Here is a 16,773-nt window from a genome sequence, read left to right as displayed (position 1 = left end):
TCCGGGAGACAGCGTACGGCCAGGGAGATCGACGCGATGTAAACCCACCGCGGCCTTGTGATCGCCCGGCCGCCGCCGGAGGCGTCGCGAGGCGTCGCGAGGCGGCCCGGCAGAGCGGGGGCAGACACCTCGGGGTGCCGGCGTGCCGTGAAAAGGTTCTACGGTCTATGTGTGGCTGAGCGTCGAATGCGCGGTTTGCGGGGACTCGTCCGAACGAAGCGGGATGCCGCTCCCGAGGAGTCGATGGACCCGCTGTCCGGTGACGCCTCCACCGCCGCGTGGCCGGCGCGGGGCAGCGTCGTCGACAACGCCATCTACGAGGACGGCAAGCGGGTCGACTCGCCGGTGTCACTGGCCGACGCGATCGCCTCCCTGCGTTCCAGGCCCGGAGCGATGGCGTGGATAGGGCTCTACCGCCCGGGTGAGGAGGAGCTGACCGCCGCCGCCCAGGAGTTCGGGCTGCACGACCTCGCGGTCGAGGACGCCATCGTCGCCCACCAGCGGCCGAAGGCGGACCGCTACGACGACACGCTCTTCGTCGTGCTCCGCGCCGCGCAGTATCTCGACAAGGCGGAGAAGGTCGCCTTCGGCGAGCTGCACGTCTTCGTCGGCCCCGACTTCGTCCTCACCGTACGGCACAGCGAAGCGCCCGACCTGTCGAAGGTGCGCGGCCGGATGGAGTCCGACCCCGACCTGCTCCGCCAGGGGCCACAGGCCGTGCTGTACGCGATCCTCGACGCGGTGGTGGACGGCTACGCGCCCGTCGTCGCGGGGCTGCAGAACGACATCGACGAGATCGAGGTGCAGGTCTTCGGTGGCGACCCGGCGGCGCCCCGGCGAATCTACGCGCTGTCCCGCGAGGTGATCGAGTTCCAGCGGGCGACCAAGCCGCTGGTCGCCATGCTCGACGGTTTCATCGTCCACGCGCCCAAGTACGGCGTGGACGAGGAGCTCCAGCGATACCTGCGCGACGTCGCCGACCACGCCATCACGGTCACCGAGCGCGTCGCCGGGTTCCGCGAGATGCTCCAGGACATCCTCATCGTCAACTCGACCCTGGTCAGCCAGGCCCAGAACGAGGAGATGACCAAGCTCACCGCGGCCAGCATCGCGCAGGGCAACGAGGTCAAGAAGATCTCCTCCTGGGCGGCCATCCTGTTCGCGCCCACGCTGGTCGGCACGATCTACGGCATGAACTTCGACCACATGCCCGAGTTGCACTGGCTGTTCGGTTACCCGTTCGCGGTGGCCCTGATGGCCATGGTCTGCGTCACCCTCTACCTGGTCTTCAAGCGCCGCGACTGGCTCTGAGCCGGGCCGTCCGCCGCCTCCGGAAGCCTTGCTGTGCCGGCCAGGCCGACGATCGGCAGGTGGCCGAGACGAAGCCGAGACGAAGACGCGACGGCCCGGGGCGTCACCGCCCCGGGCCGCCGTGTCATTCCGAATCCCGGATCTTCAGCGCCCGGACGTCAGCGTTAGACGTTCGAGCGCTCGGACGTCAGCGCTTGACCCGGACCCAGTCCCAGGCGCTGGAGGAACCGTCGGCCTTGTTGTTGCCGGCGAAGACGACCTTCCAGTAACCGGACTTCGTCGCCTTGGTCTTGGTCCAGAACTTGCCGGAACCGTTGGTCCAGGTGCTCTTCACGTACTTCCAGGAGCCGTACTTCGTCTTGAACCACACGGTCACCTTCTGGTGGCCGTATCCGGTCCAGCCGCCGTCCCACGCCTGCAGCTTGCCCTTGAAGGAGAGGTACTTGCCGTACTTCACCGGCTCGGGGTAGGCGTCGAACGAGATCACGCGAGTGTCCAGCGAAACCGGGGGCTTCGGCTGCGGCCGGACCACGTCCACGTGGTCGTCCGCGTACGATCCCCGCAGGCCCGCGGCGCCGGCGTACTCCGCGCGCCACCAGCCCGACGCGTTCGCGGTGACGTCGGCGGCGAACCTGCCGTCACGGCCGGTCCAGGCCGAGGTCACGTATCGCCACGAGTAGGAGCCGTCCGCCTTGAACAGCAGGTTGACCTTGGCGTCCTTGACCGGGTCCCAGATGTTCCAGGCGCCCGCCTCGACCTTGCCGCGCAGGCGCAGCGTGCCGCCCGCGTTCACCGGATCGGGGGAGGCGTCGAACGAGACGCGGGAGGTCTGGGCCCGCTGCCTGACGTCGACGCGGTCGCTGTCGCTGACCGTTCCCTCGGTCTGGGTGGAGCCGGCGTACTCGGCCCGCCACCAGCCGGACCTGTCCACGTTCTGCTGGACGCGGAACCGGCCCTGGTCGTCGGTCGTGACCGTCCTGACCGCGCCGTAGGAGCCGTCGACCGGCTTGAAGGAGATCTGCACGGGCTGCCTGCCGTAGCCCTTCCAGCCGCCGTTCTCCTTGTAGGTCAGGGCGCCGCTCAGCCAGACCCGGCCGCCGCTGTCGACGACGTCGGGAGAGGCGGAGAAGTCGAGGTTCGTGATCCGGTGGACCGCGAACCCCTTGGTCGACTCGGCGGTGGCGCCGTCCTTGGTCGCCGTGGCGACCAGCTTCCACGCGCCAGGCTCGTCGGAGAACTTGAACGTGTAGTTCGCGGTGTAGCTGGGGCCGCCGCTCACGGTCAGGGGGACGTTCTTGCCGTTGGGGTCCACGAGCGTGGCCGAGCCCGTGCCTTCGCCGACGCTGAAGCCGAACGTCGCCGTCCTGCCTCCGCCGTCGCTCACGACGACGGGATCGGGGGACGCCTGGAGTGCGGTGGGTGCCGCCGGTGCCGTGGTCGCGCCGGCCGGCGCGGCGACGAACGCCACGCCACCCAGCGCCAACGCCGCGGCGACGGCGCTGATGCGTTTCAACATCTCGGGTGATCCATCCTTCCCCGGTGGAGTCGAACGCGGCTTGAGGGTGCCACGTCTTTCTTTACCAGTAGACGGTCAAACCCTGTCCATGGTTGAGTAATGGAGCGAGTCGTTATCGTTTGGTGTTGTTCGGGGGATTCCGACAACAAGACGTCAACATAGTCACCACTGTTGCGGACGGCGCGGGCATCCTGGCGACATAATCGGCCTGTGGCCCGCGACACTGTTGAGACGCATTTCATCGAGGCTGTGGGCGCCCTGAGCGCCGGACCTTCCAAAGACCCCGCCCTGCCCGTACGGCCGGGCACGACTCTGACGGGCAGACGGTGCAGGGAGCTGTTCGAGATCCAGCTCGGCAGCCGCCTCCTGGACGTCGCCGCGCGGGTCCTGCGCGAGCGAAATGAGGGCTTCTACACGATCGGCTCGTCCGGGCACGAGGGGAACGCGGCCGTCGCCGCGGCGCTCCGCCCGACCGACCCGGCGCTGCTGCACTACCGCTCGGGCGCCTTCTATCTCGAACGCTCCGCCCAGGCGGGACGGCTGACCGAGGAGGGCCTGCGCGACGTGCTCCTCGGGCTCAGCGCCTCCACGGAGGAGCCCATCGCCGGAGGCAGGCACAAGGTCTTCGGCCACCCGGACCTCGCGGTGATCCCGCAGACGTCCACGATCGCGAGCCACCTGCCCCGGGCGGTCGGCGTCGGGTTCGCGATCGACCGCGCACCCGCTCTCGGAGCCCCGTCGAGGTGGCCCGCCGACGCGATCGCCGTCTGCAGCTTCGGCGACGCCACGGTCAACCACGCGTCGGCGCTGAGCGGGCTCAACACCGCCGCCTACGCCAGGTTCCGCGGCCTCCAGCTCCCCGTGCTGTTCGTGTGCGAGGACAACGGCCTGGGGATCAGCGTGCGGACCCCGCAGGGCTGGGTCGAGGCGGCCAAGCACCCCCTGCTGACGTACTTCCAGGCCGACGGGTGCGACCTCGCGGACATCCACGACGTGGCCCGTGCCGCCGCCGACCACGTGCGCTCCACCCGCGCCCCGGCGTTCCTGCACATGCGCACGGTCCGCCTGATGGGTCACGCCGGCTCCGACGTCGAGATCGCCTACCGGACCCGCAAGGAGATCGCCGCCGACCTGGAGCGCGACCCCCTCCTCGGGACGGCGCGGCTGCTCGTGGAGGGCGGTCTCGCTGAGCCGGACGAGTTGATCGCGCGTTACGAGGCGGAGCGCGAGCACGTCCTCAAGCTGGCGATGGAGTGCACCCGGCGGCCCCGCCTCACGTCGGCGCACGAGGTGATGGCCCCGCTCGCCCCCGCCACGCCAAGGCGGGTGGCCGCGGAGGCCGCCAGGGCCGCCGCCTCCGCCGTACGCGAGCGGGTCTTCGGCGCGCTGCCCGAGCAGGAGGGCGGGCTCACGCTCGCCCAGGCGATCAACCGGACGCTCGCCGACGAGATGGCCCTGGACCCCGGCGTCCTGCTGTTCGGCGAGGACGTCGCCAGGAAGGGTGGCGTCTACGGCGTCAGCCGCGGCCTGCTGCGGAAGTTCGGTGCCGAGCGGGTCTTCGACACGCTGCTGGACGAACAGTCCATCCTCGGGCTGGCCCTTGGCTCCGGCGTCTCGGGGCTGCTCCCGGTCCCGGAGATCCAGTACCTCGCCTACCTCCACAACGCGCTGGACCAGATCCGCGGCGAGGCGTCGTCGCTGCAGTTCTTCTCGCGGGGGGCGTTCCGCAACCCGATGGTCGTCCGCGTCCCGGGATACGCCTACCAGAAGGGCTTCGGCGGCCACTTCCACAACGACAACTCGGTCGCCGCGCTGCGCGACATCCCCGGCGTGGTCGTGGCCTCGCCCGCGCGGCCGGACGACGCCGCGTCCATGCTGCGCACCTGCCTCGCCGCCGCGCGGGCCGACGGCCGGGTGTGCGTCTTCCTCGAACCCATCGCGCTCTACCACACCCGCGACCTGTTCGACGAGGGCGACGGCGGCTGGCTCGCGCCGTACGCGCCGCCGACCCGCTGGGCGGAGACGCACGTCCCGATCGGCCGGGCCCGCTCCTACGGCGACGGCCGCGACCTGACCATCGTCACCTTCGGCAACGGCGTGCGGATGAGCCTGCGGGCGGCGGTCAGACTCACCGCCGAGGAGATGAGCTGCCGGGTGCTCGACCTGCGCTGGCTGTCCCCGCTCCCGGTCGATGACCTGCTCCGCGCCGCCGAGCTGACCGGCAAGGTGCTGATCGCCGACGAGACCCGGCGCAGCGGCGGCGTGTCCGAGAGCGTCATCACCGCGCTGATCGAGGGCGGGTTCACCGGGCAGATCGCGCGGGTCACCTCGCAGGACAGCTTCATCCCGCTGGGCGCGGCGGCCGACACGGTGCTGATGTCCGAGAGCGACATCGAGCAGGCCGCCCGCAAGCTCCTCGCCTGACCGGCGTCACCCCAGCACGGCCAGGGAGGCGACGGCCATGCCGCGCAGCAGCGGGGCCATGGCGTCCGGCGGCAGCTCGCCCGCGCTGCGCGGGGTGGAGTTGAGCAGCCCGAAGACAGCGTGGGTGGCGGCGCGCAGCCGGGCCGGAGGGCAGGTGGGGTAGAGCTCGCTGAGCACCGTCACCCACTCCTCGACGTAGAGCCGCTGGAGGCGGCGGATCCGGCGGCGGGCCGACTCGGGCACGTTGTCCAGCTCCCGCTCGTGGACCCGGATGAGCGCCGGATTGGTCAGCGCGAAGTCGATGTGACCGCGGAGCAACGCGTCCAGTGCGGCCGTGGCGTACGCGCTCTCGGGGGGACCGTCTCCGGCGGGGCCGTCCGGTGGAGAGGGGGCGGACGTGGTGACCAGGCGGGCGCCCTGCTCGCGCAGCCGTTCGCTGATGTCGATCAGGATCTCGCTGAGCAGGGCCTCCTTGCCGCTGAAGTGGCGGTAGATCGCGGGGCCCGAGACGCCGACGGCGGAGCCGATGTCCTCGATGGACACCCCGTGGAACCCGCGCGCCGCGAAAAGTTCGGCCGCCGCCCGGAGTATCTCGGCGCGCCTGTTGCGGGTAGGGGTACGGGGAGCCGTCACGAGACGCAATGGTAGACGAGCCGGTTAATGATGACTAACATCCGGGGGTGATGTTAGTGGGCATTAACTCGCCGGAGGTGGTCGGCATGGAGCCGAACCCGTGGCCGGTGCTGCGGAGCGCCTGTGATCCGGGCGGCGAGCCGTACAAGCGCAACGCGGAGGCGGGCGAGCGGCTCGCCGCCGAGTTGCGGCAACGGCTGGCCGTCGCCGCGGAGGGCGGACCGCCGCGCGCCAGGGAGCGACACGTGGCCCGGGGCAAGCTGCTGCCCAGAGACCGGGTGGACGCGCTGCTCGACCCGGGCGGCAGGTTCCTCGAACTGTCGCCGCTCGCGGCCGACGGCCTCTACGACGGGCAGGCGCCCGCCGCGGGCATCATCACCGGCATCGGGCGGGTGTCCGGCCGCGAGGTGGTCGTCGTCGCCAACGACGCGACGGTGAAGGGCGGGACGTACTACCCCGTCACCGTCAAGAAGCACCTGCGGGCCCAGGAGGTCGCCCTCGACAACCACCTGCCGTGCGTCTACCTCGTCGACTCGGGCGGCGCCTTCCTCCCGAAGCAGGACGAGGTGTTCCCCGACCGCGAGCACTTCGGGCGGATCTTCTACAACCAGGCCACCATGTCCGCGCGCGGCATCGCGCAGATCGCGGCCGTCCTCGGGTCCTGCACGGCGGGTGGCGCGTACGTCCCGGCGATGAGCGACGAGGCAGTGATCGTCAGGAACCAGGGCACGATCTTCCTGGGCGGGCCGCCGCTGGTGAAGGCCGCGACCGGTGAGACCGTCACCGCGGAAGAGCTCGGAGGCGGCGAGGTCCACGCCAGGACCAGCGGCGTGACCGACCACCTCGCCGAGGACGACGCCCACGCGCTGCGCATCGTCCGCGACATCGTCGCCACGCTGCCGCCGCGCACGGCCAGGTCCTGGGAGACCGCCCCCGCCGAGCCGCCCGCCTGCGACCCCCGGGAGCTGTACGGCATCGTCCCGCAGGACACGCGGACGCCGTACGACGTGCGGGAGGTCGTCGCGCGGATCGTGGACGGCAGCCGGTTCCTCGAGTTCAAGGCGGAGTACGGCTCCACGCTGGTCACGGGGTTCGCCCGCATCCACGGGCATCCCGTGGGGATCGTCGCGAACAACGGCGTCCTGTTCTCCGAGTCGGCGCTGAAGGGCGCGCACTTCATCGAGCTCTGCGACCGCAGGTCGATCCCGCTCGTGTTCCTGCAGAACATCAGCGGCTTCATGGTCGGCCGGGCGTACGAGGCGGGCGGCATCGCCAAGCACGGCGCGAAGATGGTCACCGCCGTCGCCTGCGCGCGGGTGCCGAAGTTCACCGTGATCATCGGCGGGTCGTTCGGCGCGGGCAACTACGCCATGGCCGGGCGGGCGTACTCGCCGCGCTTCCTGTGGATGTGGCCGAACGCCCGCATCTCTGTCATGGGCGGCGAACAGGCGGCGAACGTGCTCTCGACCGTGGGAGACGCCGACCAGGACGCGATCCGCGCCCAGTACGAGCGCCAGGGGAACCCCTACTACTCCACCGCCAGGCTCTGGGACGACGGGGTGATCGACCCGGTCGACACCCGCACGGTCCTCGGCCTGGCCCTGTCCGCGGCGGCGGGGGCCCCGCTCGACCCCGTCGGCTACGGCGTCTTCCGGATGTGAGCCGCGTGATCGTGAAGAGCTCGGGTGATTCGGGTGATCGTGAAGAGATCGTGAAGAGGAGGTGACGGGGTGTTCGGGTCCGTGCTGATCGCCAACCGCGGTGAGATCGCGGTCAGGATCATCCGCACGCTGAGGGCGATGGGCGTCCGTCCGGTCGCCGTGCACAGCGACGCGGACCGGGCCGCCCGGCACGTGCGTGAGGCCGACCTGGCGGTAAGGCTGCCGGGCGGCTACCTCGACGTCGAGGGGGTGATCGCCGCCGCGCTCCAGACGGGCGCGGAGGCCGTCCACCCGGGGTACGGGTTCCTCGCGGAGAGCGCCGCGTTCGCCCGGCGGTGCGCGGAGGCCGGCCTGGTGTTCATCGGGCCGCCGCCGACCGCGATCGAGGCGATGGGCGACAAGATCCGGGCGAAGGCCACCGTCGCGGCGGCGGGCGTGCCCGTGGTCCCCGGAGGAGCGGAGCCCGCCGACGACCTGGCCGAGGCGGCCCACGCGATCGGTTTCCCCGTGCTGATCAAGCCGTCGGCCGGCGGTGGCGGCAAGGGCATGGTCCTGGTGCGGTCCGCGGCCGAGCTGCCCGAGGCGATCGCGTCGGCCCGTCGTACGGCGCTCGCCGCGTTCGGGGACGGCACGCTGCTCGTCGAGAGGTTCGTCGCGAACCCCCGGCACATCGAGATCCAGATCATGGCCGACGCGCACGGGAACGTCGTCCACCTGGGCGAGCGCGAGTGCAGCCTCCAGCGGCGGCACCAGAAGATCATTGAGGAGGCCCCCTCGCCGCTGCTCGACCCCGTGACCCGGGCGCGGATGGGCGCGGCGGCCGTGGACGCCGCGCGGGCCGTCGGCTACGTCGGCGCGGGCACGGTGGAGTTCATCGTCCAGGGCACGGAGTCCGGGAGCGGCCCGGGTGACACGGGGCTGCCGAACACGGGGCTGCCGAACACGGGGCCGGCGAACGCAGGGCCGGGTGAGGCGGGGCCGCCGTACCACTTCATGGAGATGAACACGCGGCTCCAGGTCGAGCACCCGGTGACCGAGATGGTGACCGGGCTCGACCTCGTCGAGCTGCAGGTCCGGGTCGCCGCGGGAGAGCTCCTGCCGTTCGGCCAGGAGGACGTGCGCCTGGACGGCCACGCCGTCGAGGCCCGCGTGTACGCGGAGGACCCGGCGCGGGGCTTCCTGCCCTCCGGAGGCCGGGTGCTGGCGCTGCGCGAGCCCCGCGAGGGCCGGGCCGTACGCGTGGACTCGGGCCTGGCCGAGGGCATGGTCGTGGGCGGCGACTACGACCCGATGCTGTCGAAGGTCGTCGCCTGGGCGCCCGACCGGCCCGGCGCGCTGCGCGCCCTCGACCACGCGCTGGCGTCCACGGCGATCCTCGGGGTGACGACCAACATCGGCTTCCTCCGGGGGCTGGTCGCCCGGCCCGAGGTCGTCGCCGGGAGGCTGGACACGGGCCTGGTCGAGCGCCTGCTCCAGGACGAGGGGCCCGAGGGCTGCCTGGCCGCCGAGCCCTTGCCGTTGGACGCCCTGGTGGCCGCCGCGCTGGTCTTCCGTTCAGGTCAGGGGTCAGGTCTCGGGGCGGGCGATCCCTGGGACGTCCCGGACGGCTGGCGGATCGGTGAGCGGGCGTGGACCGGCTACCGGCTGGAGTCGCGGGGCGCGGTCGTCGACGTCCGGGTGCGTGGCCTGGCCGATGACGCCGAGGCGGAAGTTAGCGGTCATTCACTTCGGGCCGCGCTGACGCGCCCGGCGGAGGGCGAGATCGCGATCGACCTCGACGGCGTGACCCGGCGGTACGTCACGGCCTGGGACGGCACGGGCCGGGACGGCGGCGTCCTCTGGCTCGGACGCGACGGCATGGCCTGGCCGATCGTCCGGCACGAGCTGGGCGACCCCGGCGACCGCACGCGCGGCGCCGGAGGGGCCGACGGCGTGGTCCGCAGCCCGATGCCCGGCACCGTGCTCGTGGTCAAGGCGGCGGCGGGCGACCGGGTGCGCGCGGGCCAGCCGCTCGTCGTGGTCGAGGCGATGAAGATGGAGCACTCGGTGCCGGCCCCGGTGGACGGCGTCGTCACCGAGCTTTCGGTCAGGATCGGCCAGGCCGTCGAGCTCGACGGCGTCCTGGCTCGGGTGGAACCCGATGGGAGCACGCCATGACGGCGGGATCGGCGCGAAGAGCCCCGGGAAGCGGCGCAGAAAGAGGCGCAGGAAGAGACGCGGCGGGATACGGGACGTACGCCCTGGACGGGCTGCCCGCCCGGGTCGCCGTCCATGAGGTGGGCCCGCGGGACGGGCTGCAGAACGAGGCGACGATCGTCCCGGTCGAGGTCAAGGCGGAGTTCGTCGCCCGGCTCGCCCGTGCGGGCCTGACCAGGATCGAGACCACCAGCTTTGTGCACCCGAAGTGGGTGCCCCAGCTCGCCGACGCGGCGGAGCTGCTGGACCTCCTGGAGCCGGCGCCCGGCGTCCGCTACCCCGTTCTCGTGCCCAACGAGAGGGGGCTGGACCGGGCGCTGGAGCGCGGCGTGACCGAGATAGCGATCTTCGGCAGCGCGACCGAGACGTTCGCCCGGCGGAACCTCAACCAGGGGATGGAGTCGCAGTTCGACATGTTCGCCCCCGTGGTCGAGCGCGCGCTCGACCACGGGCTGCGGGTCAGGGCGTACCTCTCGATGTGCTTCGGCGACCCCTGGGAGGGCGCGGTCCCGGTCGAGCAGGTCGTGCGGGCGGGCGTCCGGCTTCTCGGCCTCGGCTGCTTCGAGCTGTCGCTCGGCGACACGATCGGGGTCGCCACCCCCGGCCACGTCGCGGCGCTGCTCGACGGCTTCGCGGCGGCCGGGGTGGGGCCGGAGCGGCTCGCCGTGCACTTCCACGACACGTACGGCCAGGCGCTGGCGAACACCTTCGCGGCGCTCACCAAGGGGATCACGGTGGTGGACGCCTCGGCGGGCGGCCTGGGCGGCTGCCCGTACGCCGAGAGCGCCACGGGGAACCTCGCCACCGAGGACCTGGTGTGGATGCTGGACGGCCTTGGCGTGGAGACGGGCGTGGATCTCACGTCCCTGGTGGAGACCAGCGTCTGGCTCGCGGGGAGGCTCGGCCGTCCGAGCGCGTCCCGCGTCGTCCAGGCCCTGGGGCCCAGGTAGAAGCGGCGACCGCGATCAGTAGGCGTGAGAAGGAGTGCGAGATGCTCAAGGATGAGTACGCGCAGTTGCGCGAGTCGGTCGGGCAGTTCGCCCGTGAGGTGGTCGCCCCGGTCATCGGCGACTACTACGAACGGTGCGAGTTCCCGTACGACATCGTCGCCAAGATGGGCGCGATGGGGCTGTTCGGGCTGCCGATCCCGGAGGAGTACGGCGGCATGGGCGGCGACTACTTCGCCCTGTGCCTCGCGCTGGAGGAACTGGCGCGGGTGGACTCCTCCGTGGCGATCACGCTGGAGGCCGCGGTGTCGCTGGGAGCGATGCCGATCCTGCGGTTCGGCACGGACGAGCAGAAGGCCCGGTGGCTGCCGAGGCTGGCCACGGGCGAGATGCTGGGCGCGTTCGGCCTCACCGAGCCGGGCGGCGGGTCGGACGTGCCGGGCGGGATGCGCACGACGGCGACGCTGGACGGCGGCGAGTGGGTGATCAACGGGACCAAGGCGTTCATCACGAACTCGGGGACCGACATCACCGGTGTCGTGGGCGTCGCCGCGATCACCGGCCACCGTGAGCGCGGCGGGAAGGTCGTGCCCGAGATCAGCACCATCCTCGTGCCGTCGGGGACGCCCGGGTTCACCGTGTCGAAGAAGTACTCCAAAGTCGGCTGGTCGGCCAGCGACACCCGCGAGCTGTCCTTCAGCGACTGCCGGGTCCCCGAGGAGAACCTCCTGGGAGAGCGCGGCCGGGGCTACGCCCAGTTCCTCCAGACGCTCGACGAGGGCCGGGTGGCCATCGCCGCGCTGTCGGTCGGGCTCGCCCAGGGCTGCGTGGACGAGTCCCTGCGCTACGCCGGGGAGCGGGTCGCGTTCGGCCGGGCCATCAACCGGTACCAGGCCATCCAGTTCAAGATCGCTGACATGGAGGCGCGCACGCACACCGCGCGGCTCGCGTACTATCACGCGGCCGAGCGGATGCTCGCCGGGCAGCCGTTCAAGAAGGAGGCGGCGATCGCGAAGCTGGTCTCCTCGAACGCCGCCATGGACAACGCGCGCGACGCCACCCAGATCTTCGGCGGGTACGGTTTCATGAACGAGTACCCCGTCGGCCGCTTCTACCGGGATGCCAAGATCCTGGAGATCGGCGAGGGCACCAGCGAGGTTCAGCGGATGCTCATCGCCCGCGAGCTGGGCATCCCCGGGTCCTGAGCTCGGCGCGGCGGTGCCGCCGGTTGTCACTCCAGGTGCTTAATAAATTCTTAGAAAAGCCTCCGGGGTGACGGATTTGACCTGGTGGTACTGGTTGGGTGGAGACCCGACCCGAGAAAGGCAGCACCTTGGACAAGAACGTCACTCGCCGTCACGCCCTGAGCGCGGCCGCCCTCGCGGGGGTGGGCGCCGCGGTCGCGGCGTGCTCGTCCTCCGGCACCGATACGGCCTCCGGCGGTGCGCCCGCGGTCGGCGAAAAGGCCGCGGGCGGTGGAAGTGCGGCGACCGGTGGAAGCGCGGCGGCCGGTGAAAAGGCGGCGGGCGCCGGGGAGGCGAACCCGGCGCCGGCCGGTGCGCTGGCCAAGAAGTCAGACATCCCGGTCGGTGGCGGCGTGATCGTCAGCGCCGAGAAGGTCGTGGTCGTCCAGCCCGAGGCCGGGACCTTCAAGGCGTACAGCGCCATCTGCACCCACGAGGGGTGCCCGGTGAAGCGGGTCAGGGACGGCATGATCGTGTGCCCCTGCCACAACTCGAAATTCGCCATCGCGGACGGCTCTCCCAAGAGCGGCCCGGCGAGGAAGGCCCTCACCGAGGTCGCCATCTCCTCCGAGGGCGACACCATCACCCTGGCCTGAGTGCCGTTCCGGCCCGGCCCGTGGTTCTCCGGGCCGGGCCGGGCCGGCGCTCCGGCGAGACCGGATGATCGTCGGGTTTGACTGGGCGATGGACGTATTCGCCCCGGTAAATCTAGAGTCCTACCCATGACGTCTGGTGATCTCCGGCTCCGGAAGGCGGAAGAGAGCGACGCGGACGAGATCTTCGCGCTCGCGCGCGAGTTCGCGCTGTCGTTCCGCCCGGAACGTGCCGCCTTCGACGCGGCGCTGCCGCAGCTGCTCCGGAACGAGGACGCGCTGCTCCTGGTCGCCACCGTGGACGGGACGGTCCGCGGCTATCTCCTCGGCTTCACGCATCTCACGCTCTTCGCCAACGGGCCGGTCGCCTGGGCGGAGGAGGCGATCATCGAACGGAACTACCGCCGCCACGGCATCGGCCGCAGGCTCCTCGAGGAGTTCGAGACCTGGGCCCGCTCGCGCGGGGCCGGATACATGGCGCTCGCCACCCGCCGCGCCGCGGGATTCTTCAGCGCGCTCGGCTTCGACGTCTCGGCCACGTACTACCGGAAGATGCTCACGCCCCCGCGCGGATGATCGCACCTCCTTGCAAACTGGTCATTTCAGTAAAATGATCAAATGCGACGAATGTTAACCACGGTGACACTGGGTGCGGTCATGACGGCCGGTCTCGCCGTCGGAACCGGTGGAGTCGGTGGAGTCGGTGGAGCGGGCGCCGCGGCGGCAGCGGCGGCAGCGGCGGGCCTTCCCAGCGGCTTCCTCCTGTACGAGGCGAAGGCCAAGAAGCCGGCCATGCCGTGGCAGAAATGGGAGATCAGCGACGACCTCAGCGCGCCCCTGGAGCTGAACCCCTGCGCCGGGAAGCCGGGCGCCGCGAACCGCGCCGCGGCCCGGACCATCACCTACTCGATGGAGAACAACTCCCTGTCCGAACAGGTCGTGCTCTACCGCGATGAGAAGTCCGCCCGCGCCGCCATGCGGACGCTGCGCGCCGATCTCAAGCGATGCGCCGCGGGCGGCAAGCACCTCACCGCCTACTCCTACCGGGCGGTGAGCACGAGGATCGGGGACGAGGGGCTCCGCGGGGGCGCCTGGTTCGCCGAGGGCAGTGTCCGTTACGTCGTCGTCAGGAAGGGCGCGGCGCTCGCGACCTACGTCCGGACCGGTGACGCGACCAAACGCCTCCTGCCCTCGCGCTTCCGTCCGCTCGTGAAGGACGCCCGCGCGATGGCGGCGAAGATCTGCCGCCTCCCGGGCGCCTGCGCGCCATCCCGGGCGTGAGGGGCCGCTCAGAACGTCCGGACGGTCGCGGGTGCGAGCGTCGCGGCGGCGAGGCGGGACATCACGACGTGAGCTGGGCGTCCAGGCGGTAGCCGTCCACGGTCACGTAGACCGAGTCCCCCGGCCGCGCGTTCAGCCGCATCAGCACGGGCTGGAGCGAGTCGAAGACCGGCTGCTGGTCGCGCCAGACCAGCACCACGGCGTTGTCGCCGGGGCCGGTGACCGACAGCAGGGTGCCCGGGCGCATGCCGAGCTGGGCGGCGTACCCCTCGGGAACGGCGACGGGCTCGCCGCGCAGGTGGCCGCTCGTCACGTCGATGCGCTGCCAGCGGCGCGGGTCGGAGGACGGGCTGGTGGGCGTGCTGCGCGGGCTCGGCACCAGGTGCGGGCGCGGCGCGGCGGCGCCGGTGAGCGCGTTGAGCGCGGCCAGGGCGGTCGCCGGGTCGGGCCCGTTGCCGGCCTGCGAGGGCACCGGGACCCCGCCCCGCTGGTGGTGGTTCGCGCCGGGAGTGCGGCGGGGGAGCGGCTTGGGCTCGCTCGGCGCGGCGGGCGCGGGCCGCTGCTCAGGACGCGGCTGCTCCTTGGGGAGCGCGTCCAGCCACGCCTTGGCCGAGTGCGGGCGGATGCCGAGCTGGCCGAGCAGCTCGACGACGTCGGTGTCCGCGGTCCTGGCCGCGAGAAGCTGCCGGGTCCTGTCCCGCAGGCCGCCGAGGTCGCCGACGACGAGCCAGCCTTCCTGGAGGCGGCGGTCGGGCATCAGCGTGACCAGCACCCGCCAGAGAGGCGTGCCCAGCGAGGGAACCTCGATGGGGTGGGCGGGGTCCGCGGCGATCAGCTGCTCCTGGGTCGCGGCGGTGCCCAGCCATTCGGTGAGACCGAACATGTGGCCGGTCAGCGCGGCGGAGTCGGGGGAGCGCAGCCACATGAGCACCCGCTCCTCCACGGCCCGCTGGGCCTGGGAGAGGATCTCGCGGTCCACGTTGAGACGGTGGGCGAGCGCTCGGAGGCTGACCGGCTCGGCCGCGAACAGCCGCTCGGCGGCGACGGCCTTGGAGAGCGGGTCCCAGTCCCTGAAGAGCTGCTCCACGAGACCGACCATGGGGTAGTCGCTCGGCGCGGGCGCGGGGGGAGGCGCCGCGGCGGGTTGGGCGGCGGGTTGGGCGGCGGGCGCGGTCGGAGCGCCGGCGGGCGCCCCCTGGGCCCCCGGAGCCTGCCGGGCGGGCAGTGGCAGTGCGGGAGGGGCGGACATCCCGGGGGTGGGCCCGGGAGTCGGCCCAGGAGTTGGCGCGGGCAGGGGACCGGGAAGCGCGGGTGAGGGGCTGGTCTGCGCGGCCCGCTCGGCCGCCGCCGGCGCGGGTGCCCCCGCGTGGCCCGGTGCCGCCTGGCTCGGCGTCGGCTGGCCCGGCGTCGGCTGGCCCGGAGCCGCCGGAGCCGCTGCCGTGGAGGCCGGTGCGGGCACCGATGCGGCCGCCGCGTCCGGCGCCGGTGCGGACGGCGGGACGGGCGCGGCGGTATCGGCGGCGGTCACCGGGAGCTGGAGATGGGTGAAGATCTCGCGGAAGACGACCGCGAGGACGGCCTCGGGAGAGGCGGGCGCCGAGGGACTCTGCAGGTCCCCCGGCGTGAGCCGGCGGAGACGGTGCCAGCCGCCCAACCCGGTGACCGCCGAGCGGGCGGGTTCCTGCCAACCGGGGAGGGTGGGATCGACGGAGTGGACCTGGATCGCGGGAAGCAAGTCGGTCAGCGCGAGATGATCCCAGCGGCTCGCGGCGAGCCGGGCCAGCCGCTCGCAGAGCCAGTCCACTCCGGTCACGCCGAGGGCTCGGCCGAGCGCGACGGAGCCCCACCAGCCCGCGGGCAGGCGAGGGTCGGCCAGAACTTCGGCGACCTGCTGGGCACGGGTCCAGCGAAGGGCGGGAACCAGATCACTCAGGCAGATCGTTGACTCGGCGTCCATCGGTATGACCGCACCCTCCCGAGAGTGACGCATGTTGCTAATGGTGCAGCTTACGCCGCAAGCTATCAATCGGCGTCAATAGGGTAAAGCTCCTGGGCGATACCGGTCGCCCGGCCGGTCCCTTCCGCGACCGGGGGACGGCCGCCGACCTGCGCGACCGCCGCGGCACCAGCCCGGCAACCATTTTCCAGCGCCGTCTCGGGGGCGAGCCCGGACAGCAGCGCGGCGAGGAATCCGGCGGCGAACGCGTCGCCCGCGCCCGTCGAGTCGACCGCCTCGGCCCGGATCGCGGGGGCCCTCGCGACGATCTCGCCGTTCCTGGCGAGGAGGGCTCCCTTCGCCCCCAGCTTCACCACGGCGGTGCCGTACGCGGTGCTGAGGGCCGTGGCCGCCCGCTCCGGGACGGTCTCACCGGTGAGCAGCAGCGCCTCGTCGAGGTTCGGGATGATGATCCGCGCGGTGGCGGTCTCCCGGATGAAGCGGTCCGGCCCGAAGTCGCGCAGGAAACCGGTCGACGCGGCGTCGATGCTGACGGCCACGCCGCGCCCGGCGGCCTCGCGCATGGCGAGCCCGGCGAGTTCGAGGCCCGGCCGCTCGAACAGCGTGTACCCCGACAGGTGCAGGTGCGTGACACCCTCGAGGAGGGCCGGCGACCAGTCCGCGGGGCCGATGTGTCGGCCCGCGCCCCGGTTGGTGAGCATGGAGCGCTCGCCGCTCAGGTCGACCATGGCGATGACCACGGCGGTCGGCCGCTCCGGGTCGATCCGGAGATGCGGCCGCACCCCCGCCTTGACCAGCTCGGCGCGGTGCCATTCGCCGGTGTCGTATCCGGCCCGGGCCAGCAGCCGCGTGTCCGCGCCCAGACGGGCGGCCCAGCAGGCCGTGTTGGCCCCGGAGCCGCCCGGACGCAGCACGATGTCGGCCGCGGTGTCGGTGCCGGTGGCGACCGGCTGCCCGTGCAGTGCCACGACGTCGGTGACGACGTCGCCGATCACCAGTAGGCCTCCCAC

At 72.2% G+C, this 16,773-nt stretch carries 13 protein-coding genes; 9 read left to right on the top strand and 4 right to left on the bottom strand.

The window, feature by feature from the left end:
- Positions 1-171 precede the first annotated feature (171 nt).
- Positions 172-1,311: a magnesium and cobalt transport protein CorA gene (locus tag QSK17_RS04815; RefSeq protein ID WP_285703155.1), complete on the top strand. Its 1,140-nt coding sequence runs from the start codon at positions 172-174 to the stop codon at positions 1,309-1,311.
- 187 nt (positions 1,312-1,498) lie between these two features.
- Here QSK17_RS04815 and QSK17_RS04810 read toward each other — a convergent pair whose 3' ends face one another.
- Positions 1,499-2,827 (bottom strand): hypothetical protein, encoded by a 1,329-nt coding sequence (locus tag QSK17_RS04810; RefSeq protein ID WP_285703154.1) that lies wholly within the window; start codon positions 2,825-2,827, stop codon positions 1,499-1,501.
- 210 nt (positions 2,828-3,037) lie between these two features.
- On the opposite strand from QSK17_RS04810, the gene QSK17_RS04805 reads away from it, so the two are divergent.
- A complete protein-coding gene (locus QSK17_RS04805; protein ID WP_285703153.1) occupies positions 3,038-5,251 on the top strand; it encodes a thiamine pyrophosphate-dependent enzyme in 2,214 nt (737 codons plus the stop codon).
- Positions 5,252-5,257: 6 nt separating this feature from the next.
- Here QSK17_RS04805 and QSK17_RS04800 read toward each other — a convergent pair whose 3' ends face one another.
- Positions 5,258-5,893: a TetR/AcrR family transcriptional regulator gene (locus QSK17_RS04800; protein WP_502889128.1), complete on the bottom strand. Its 636-nt coding sequence runs from the start codon at positions 5,891-5,893 to the stop codon at positions 5,258-5,260.
- A gap of 41 nt (positions 5,894-5,934) precedes the next feature.
- Here QSK17_RS04800 and QSK17_RS04795 point away from each other — a divergent pair, with 41 nt between their 5' ends.
- From QSK17_RS04795 to QSK17_RS04765, 7 genes are all read left to right on the top strand, one after another.
- Positions 5,935-7,545, top strand: coding sequence for a carboxyl transferase domain-containing protein (locus QSK17_RS04795; protein WP_502889134.1), 1,611 nt, complete (start codon positions 5,935-5,937; stop codon positions 7,543-7,545).
- Between the two features lie 69 nt (positions 7,546-7,614).
- Positions 7,615-9,702, top strand: a complete 2,088-nt coding sequence (locus tag QSK17_RS04790) for an acetyl/propionyl/methylcrotonyl-CoA carboxylase subunit alpha (RefSeq protein ID WP_285703151.1) — start codon at positions 7,615-7,617, stop codon at positions 9,700-9,702.
- The gene (locus QSK17_RS04785) at positions 9,699-10,691 is read left to right on the top strand and encodes a hydroxymethylglutaryl-CoA lyase (protein WP_285703150.1); all 993 of its coding nucleotides are present in this window, start codon (positions 9,699-9,701) and stop codon (positions 10,689-10,691) included. Before QSK17_RS04790 ends, QSK17_RS04785 begins: the two co-directional genes overlap by 4 nt.
- Before the next feature lie 41 nt (positions 10,692-10,732).
- A complete protein-coding gene (locus tag QSK17_RS04780; protein ID WP_285703149.1) occupies positions 10,733-11,893 on the top strand; it encodes an acyl-CoA dehydrogenase family protein in 1,161 nt (386 codons plus the stop codon).
- A 128-nt stretch (positions 11,894-12,021) separates the two neighbouring features.
- On the top strand, positions 12,022-12,528 hold the full coding sequence (locus QSK17_RS04775; RefSeq protein WP_285703148.1) for a Rieske (2Fe-2S) protein: 507 nt from the start codon (positions 12,022-12,024) through the stop codon (positions 12,526-12,528).
- Between the two features lie 126 nt (positions 12,529-12,654).
- Positions 12,655-13,101, top strand: a complete 447-nt coding sequence (locus QSK17_RS04770; protein ID WP_285703147.1) for a GNAT family N-acetyltransferase — start codon at positions 12,655-12,657, stop codon at positions 13,099-13,101.
- A gap of 42 nt (positions 13,102-13,143) precedes the next feature.
- Positions 13,144-13,806, top strand: a complete 663-nt coding sequence (locus QSK17_RS04765; protein WP_285703146.1) for a hypothetical protein — start codon at positions 13,144-13,146, stop codon at positions 13,804-13,806.
- Positions 13,807-13,867: 61 nt separating this feature from the next.
- Here QSK17_RS04765 and QSK17_RS04760 read toward each other — a convergent pair whose 3' ends face one another.
- Together QSK17_RS04760 and QSK17_RS04755 are read right to left on the bottom strand one after the other, a co-directional pair.
- Complete coding sequence (locus QSK17_RS04760; RefSeq protein ID WP_285703145.1) at positions 13,868-15,763, bottom strand: hypothetical protein; 1,896 nt, start codon at positions 15,761-15,763, stop codon at positions 13,868-13,870.
- A 65-nt stretch (positions 15,764-15,828) separates the two neighbouring features.
- Positions 15,829-16,773: a carbohydrate kinase family protein gene (locus QSK17_RS04755; RefSeq protein WP_285703144.1), complete on the bottom strand. Its 945-nt coding sequence runs from the start codon at positions 16,771-16,773 to the stop codon at positions 15,829-15,831.

Origin of the sequence: Microtetraspora sp. NBRC 16547 (genome assembly GCF_030268965.1) — a bacterium.
Taxonomy (GTDB): domain Bacteria; phylum Actinomycetota; class Actinomycetes; order Streptosporangiales; family Streptosporangiaceae; genus Microtetraspora.
The sequence above is the reverse complement of the archived record's forward strand: the minus strand, read 5'-3'. Positions and strand labels throughout refer to the sequence as shown.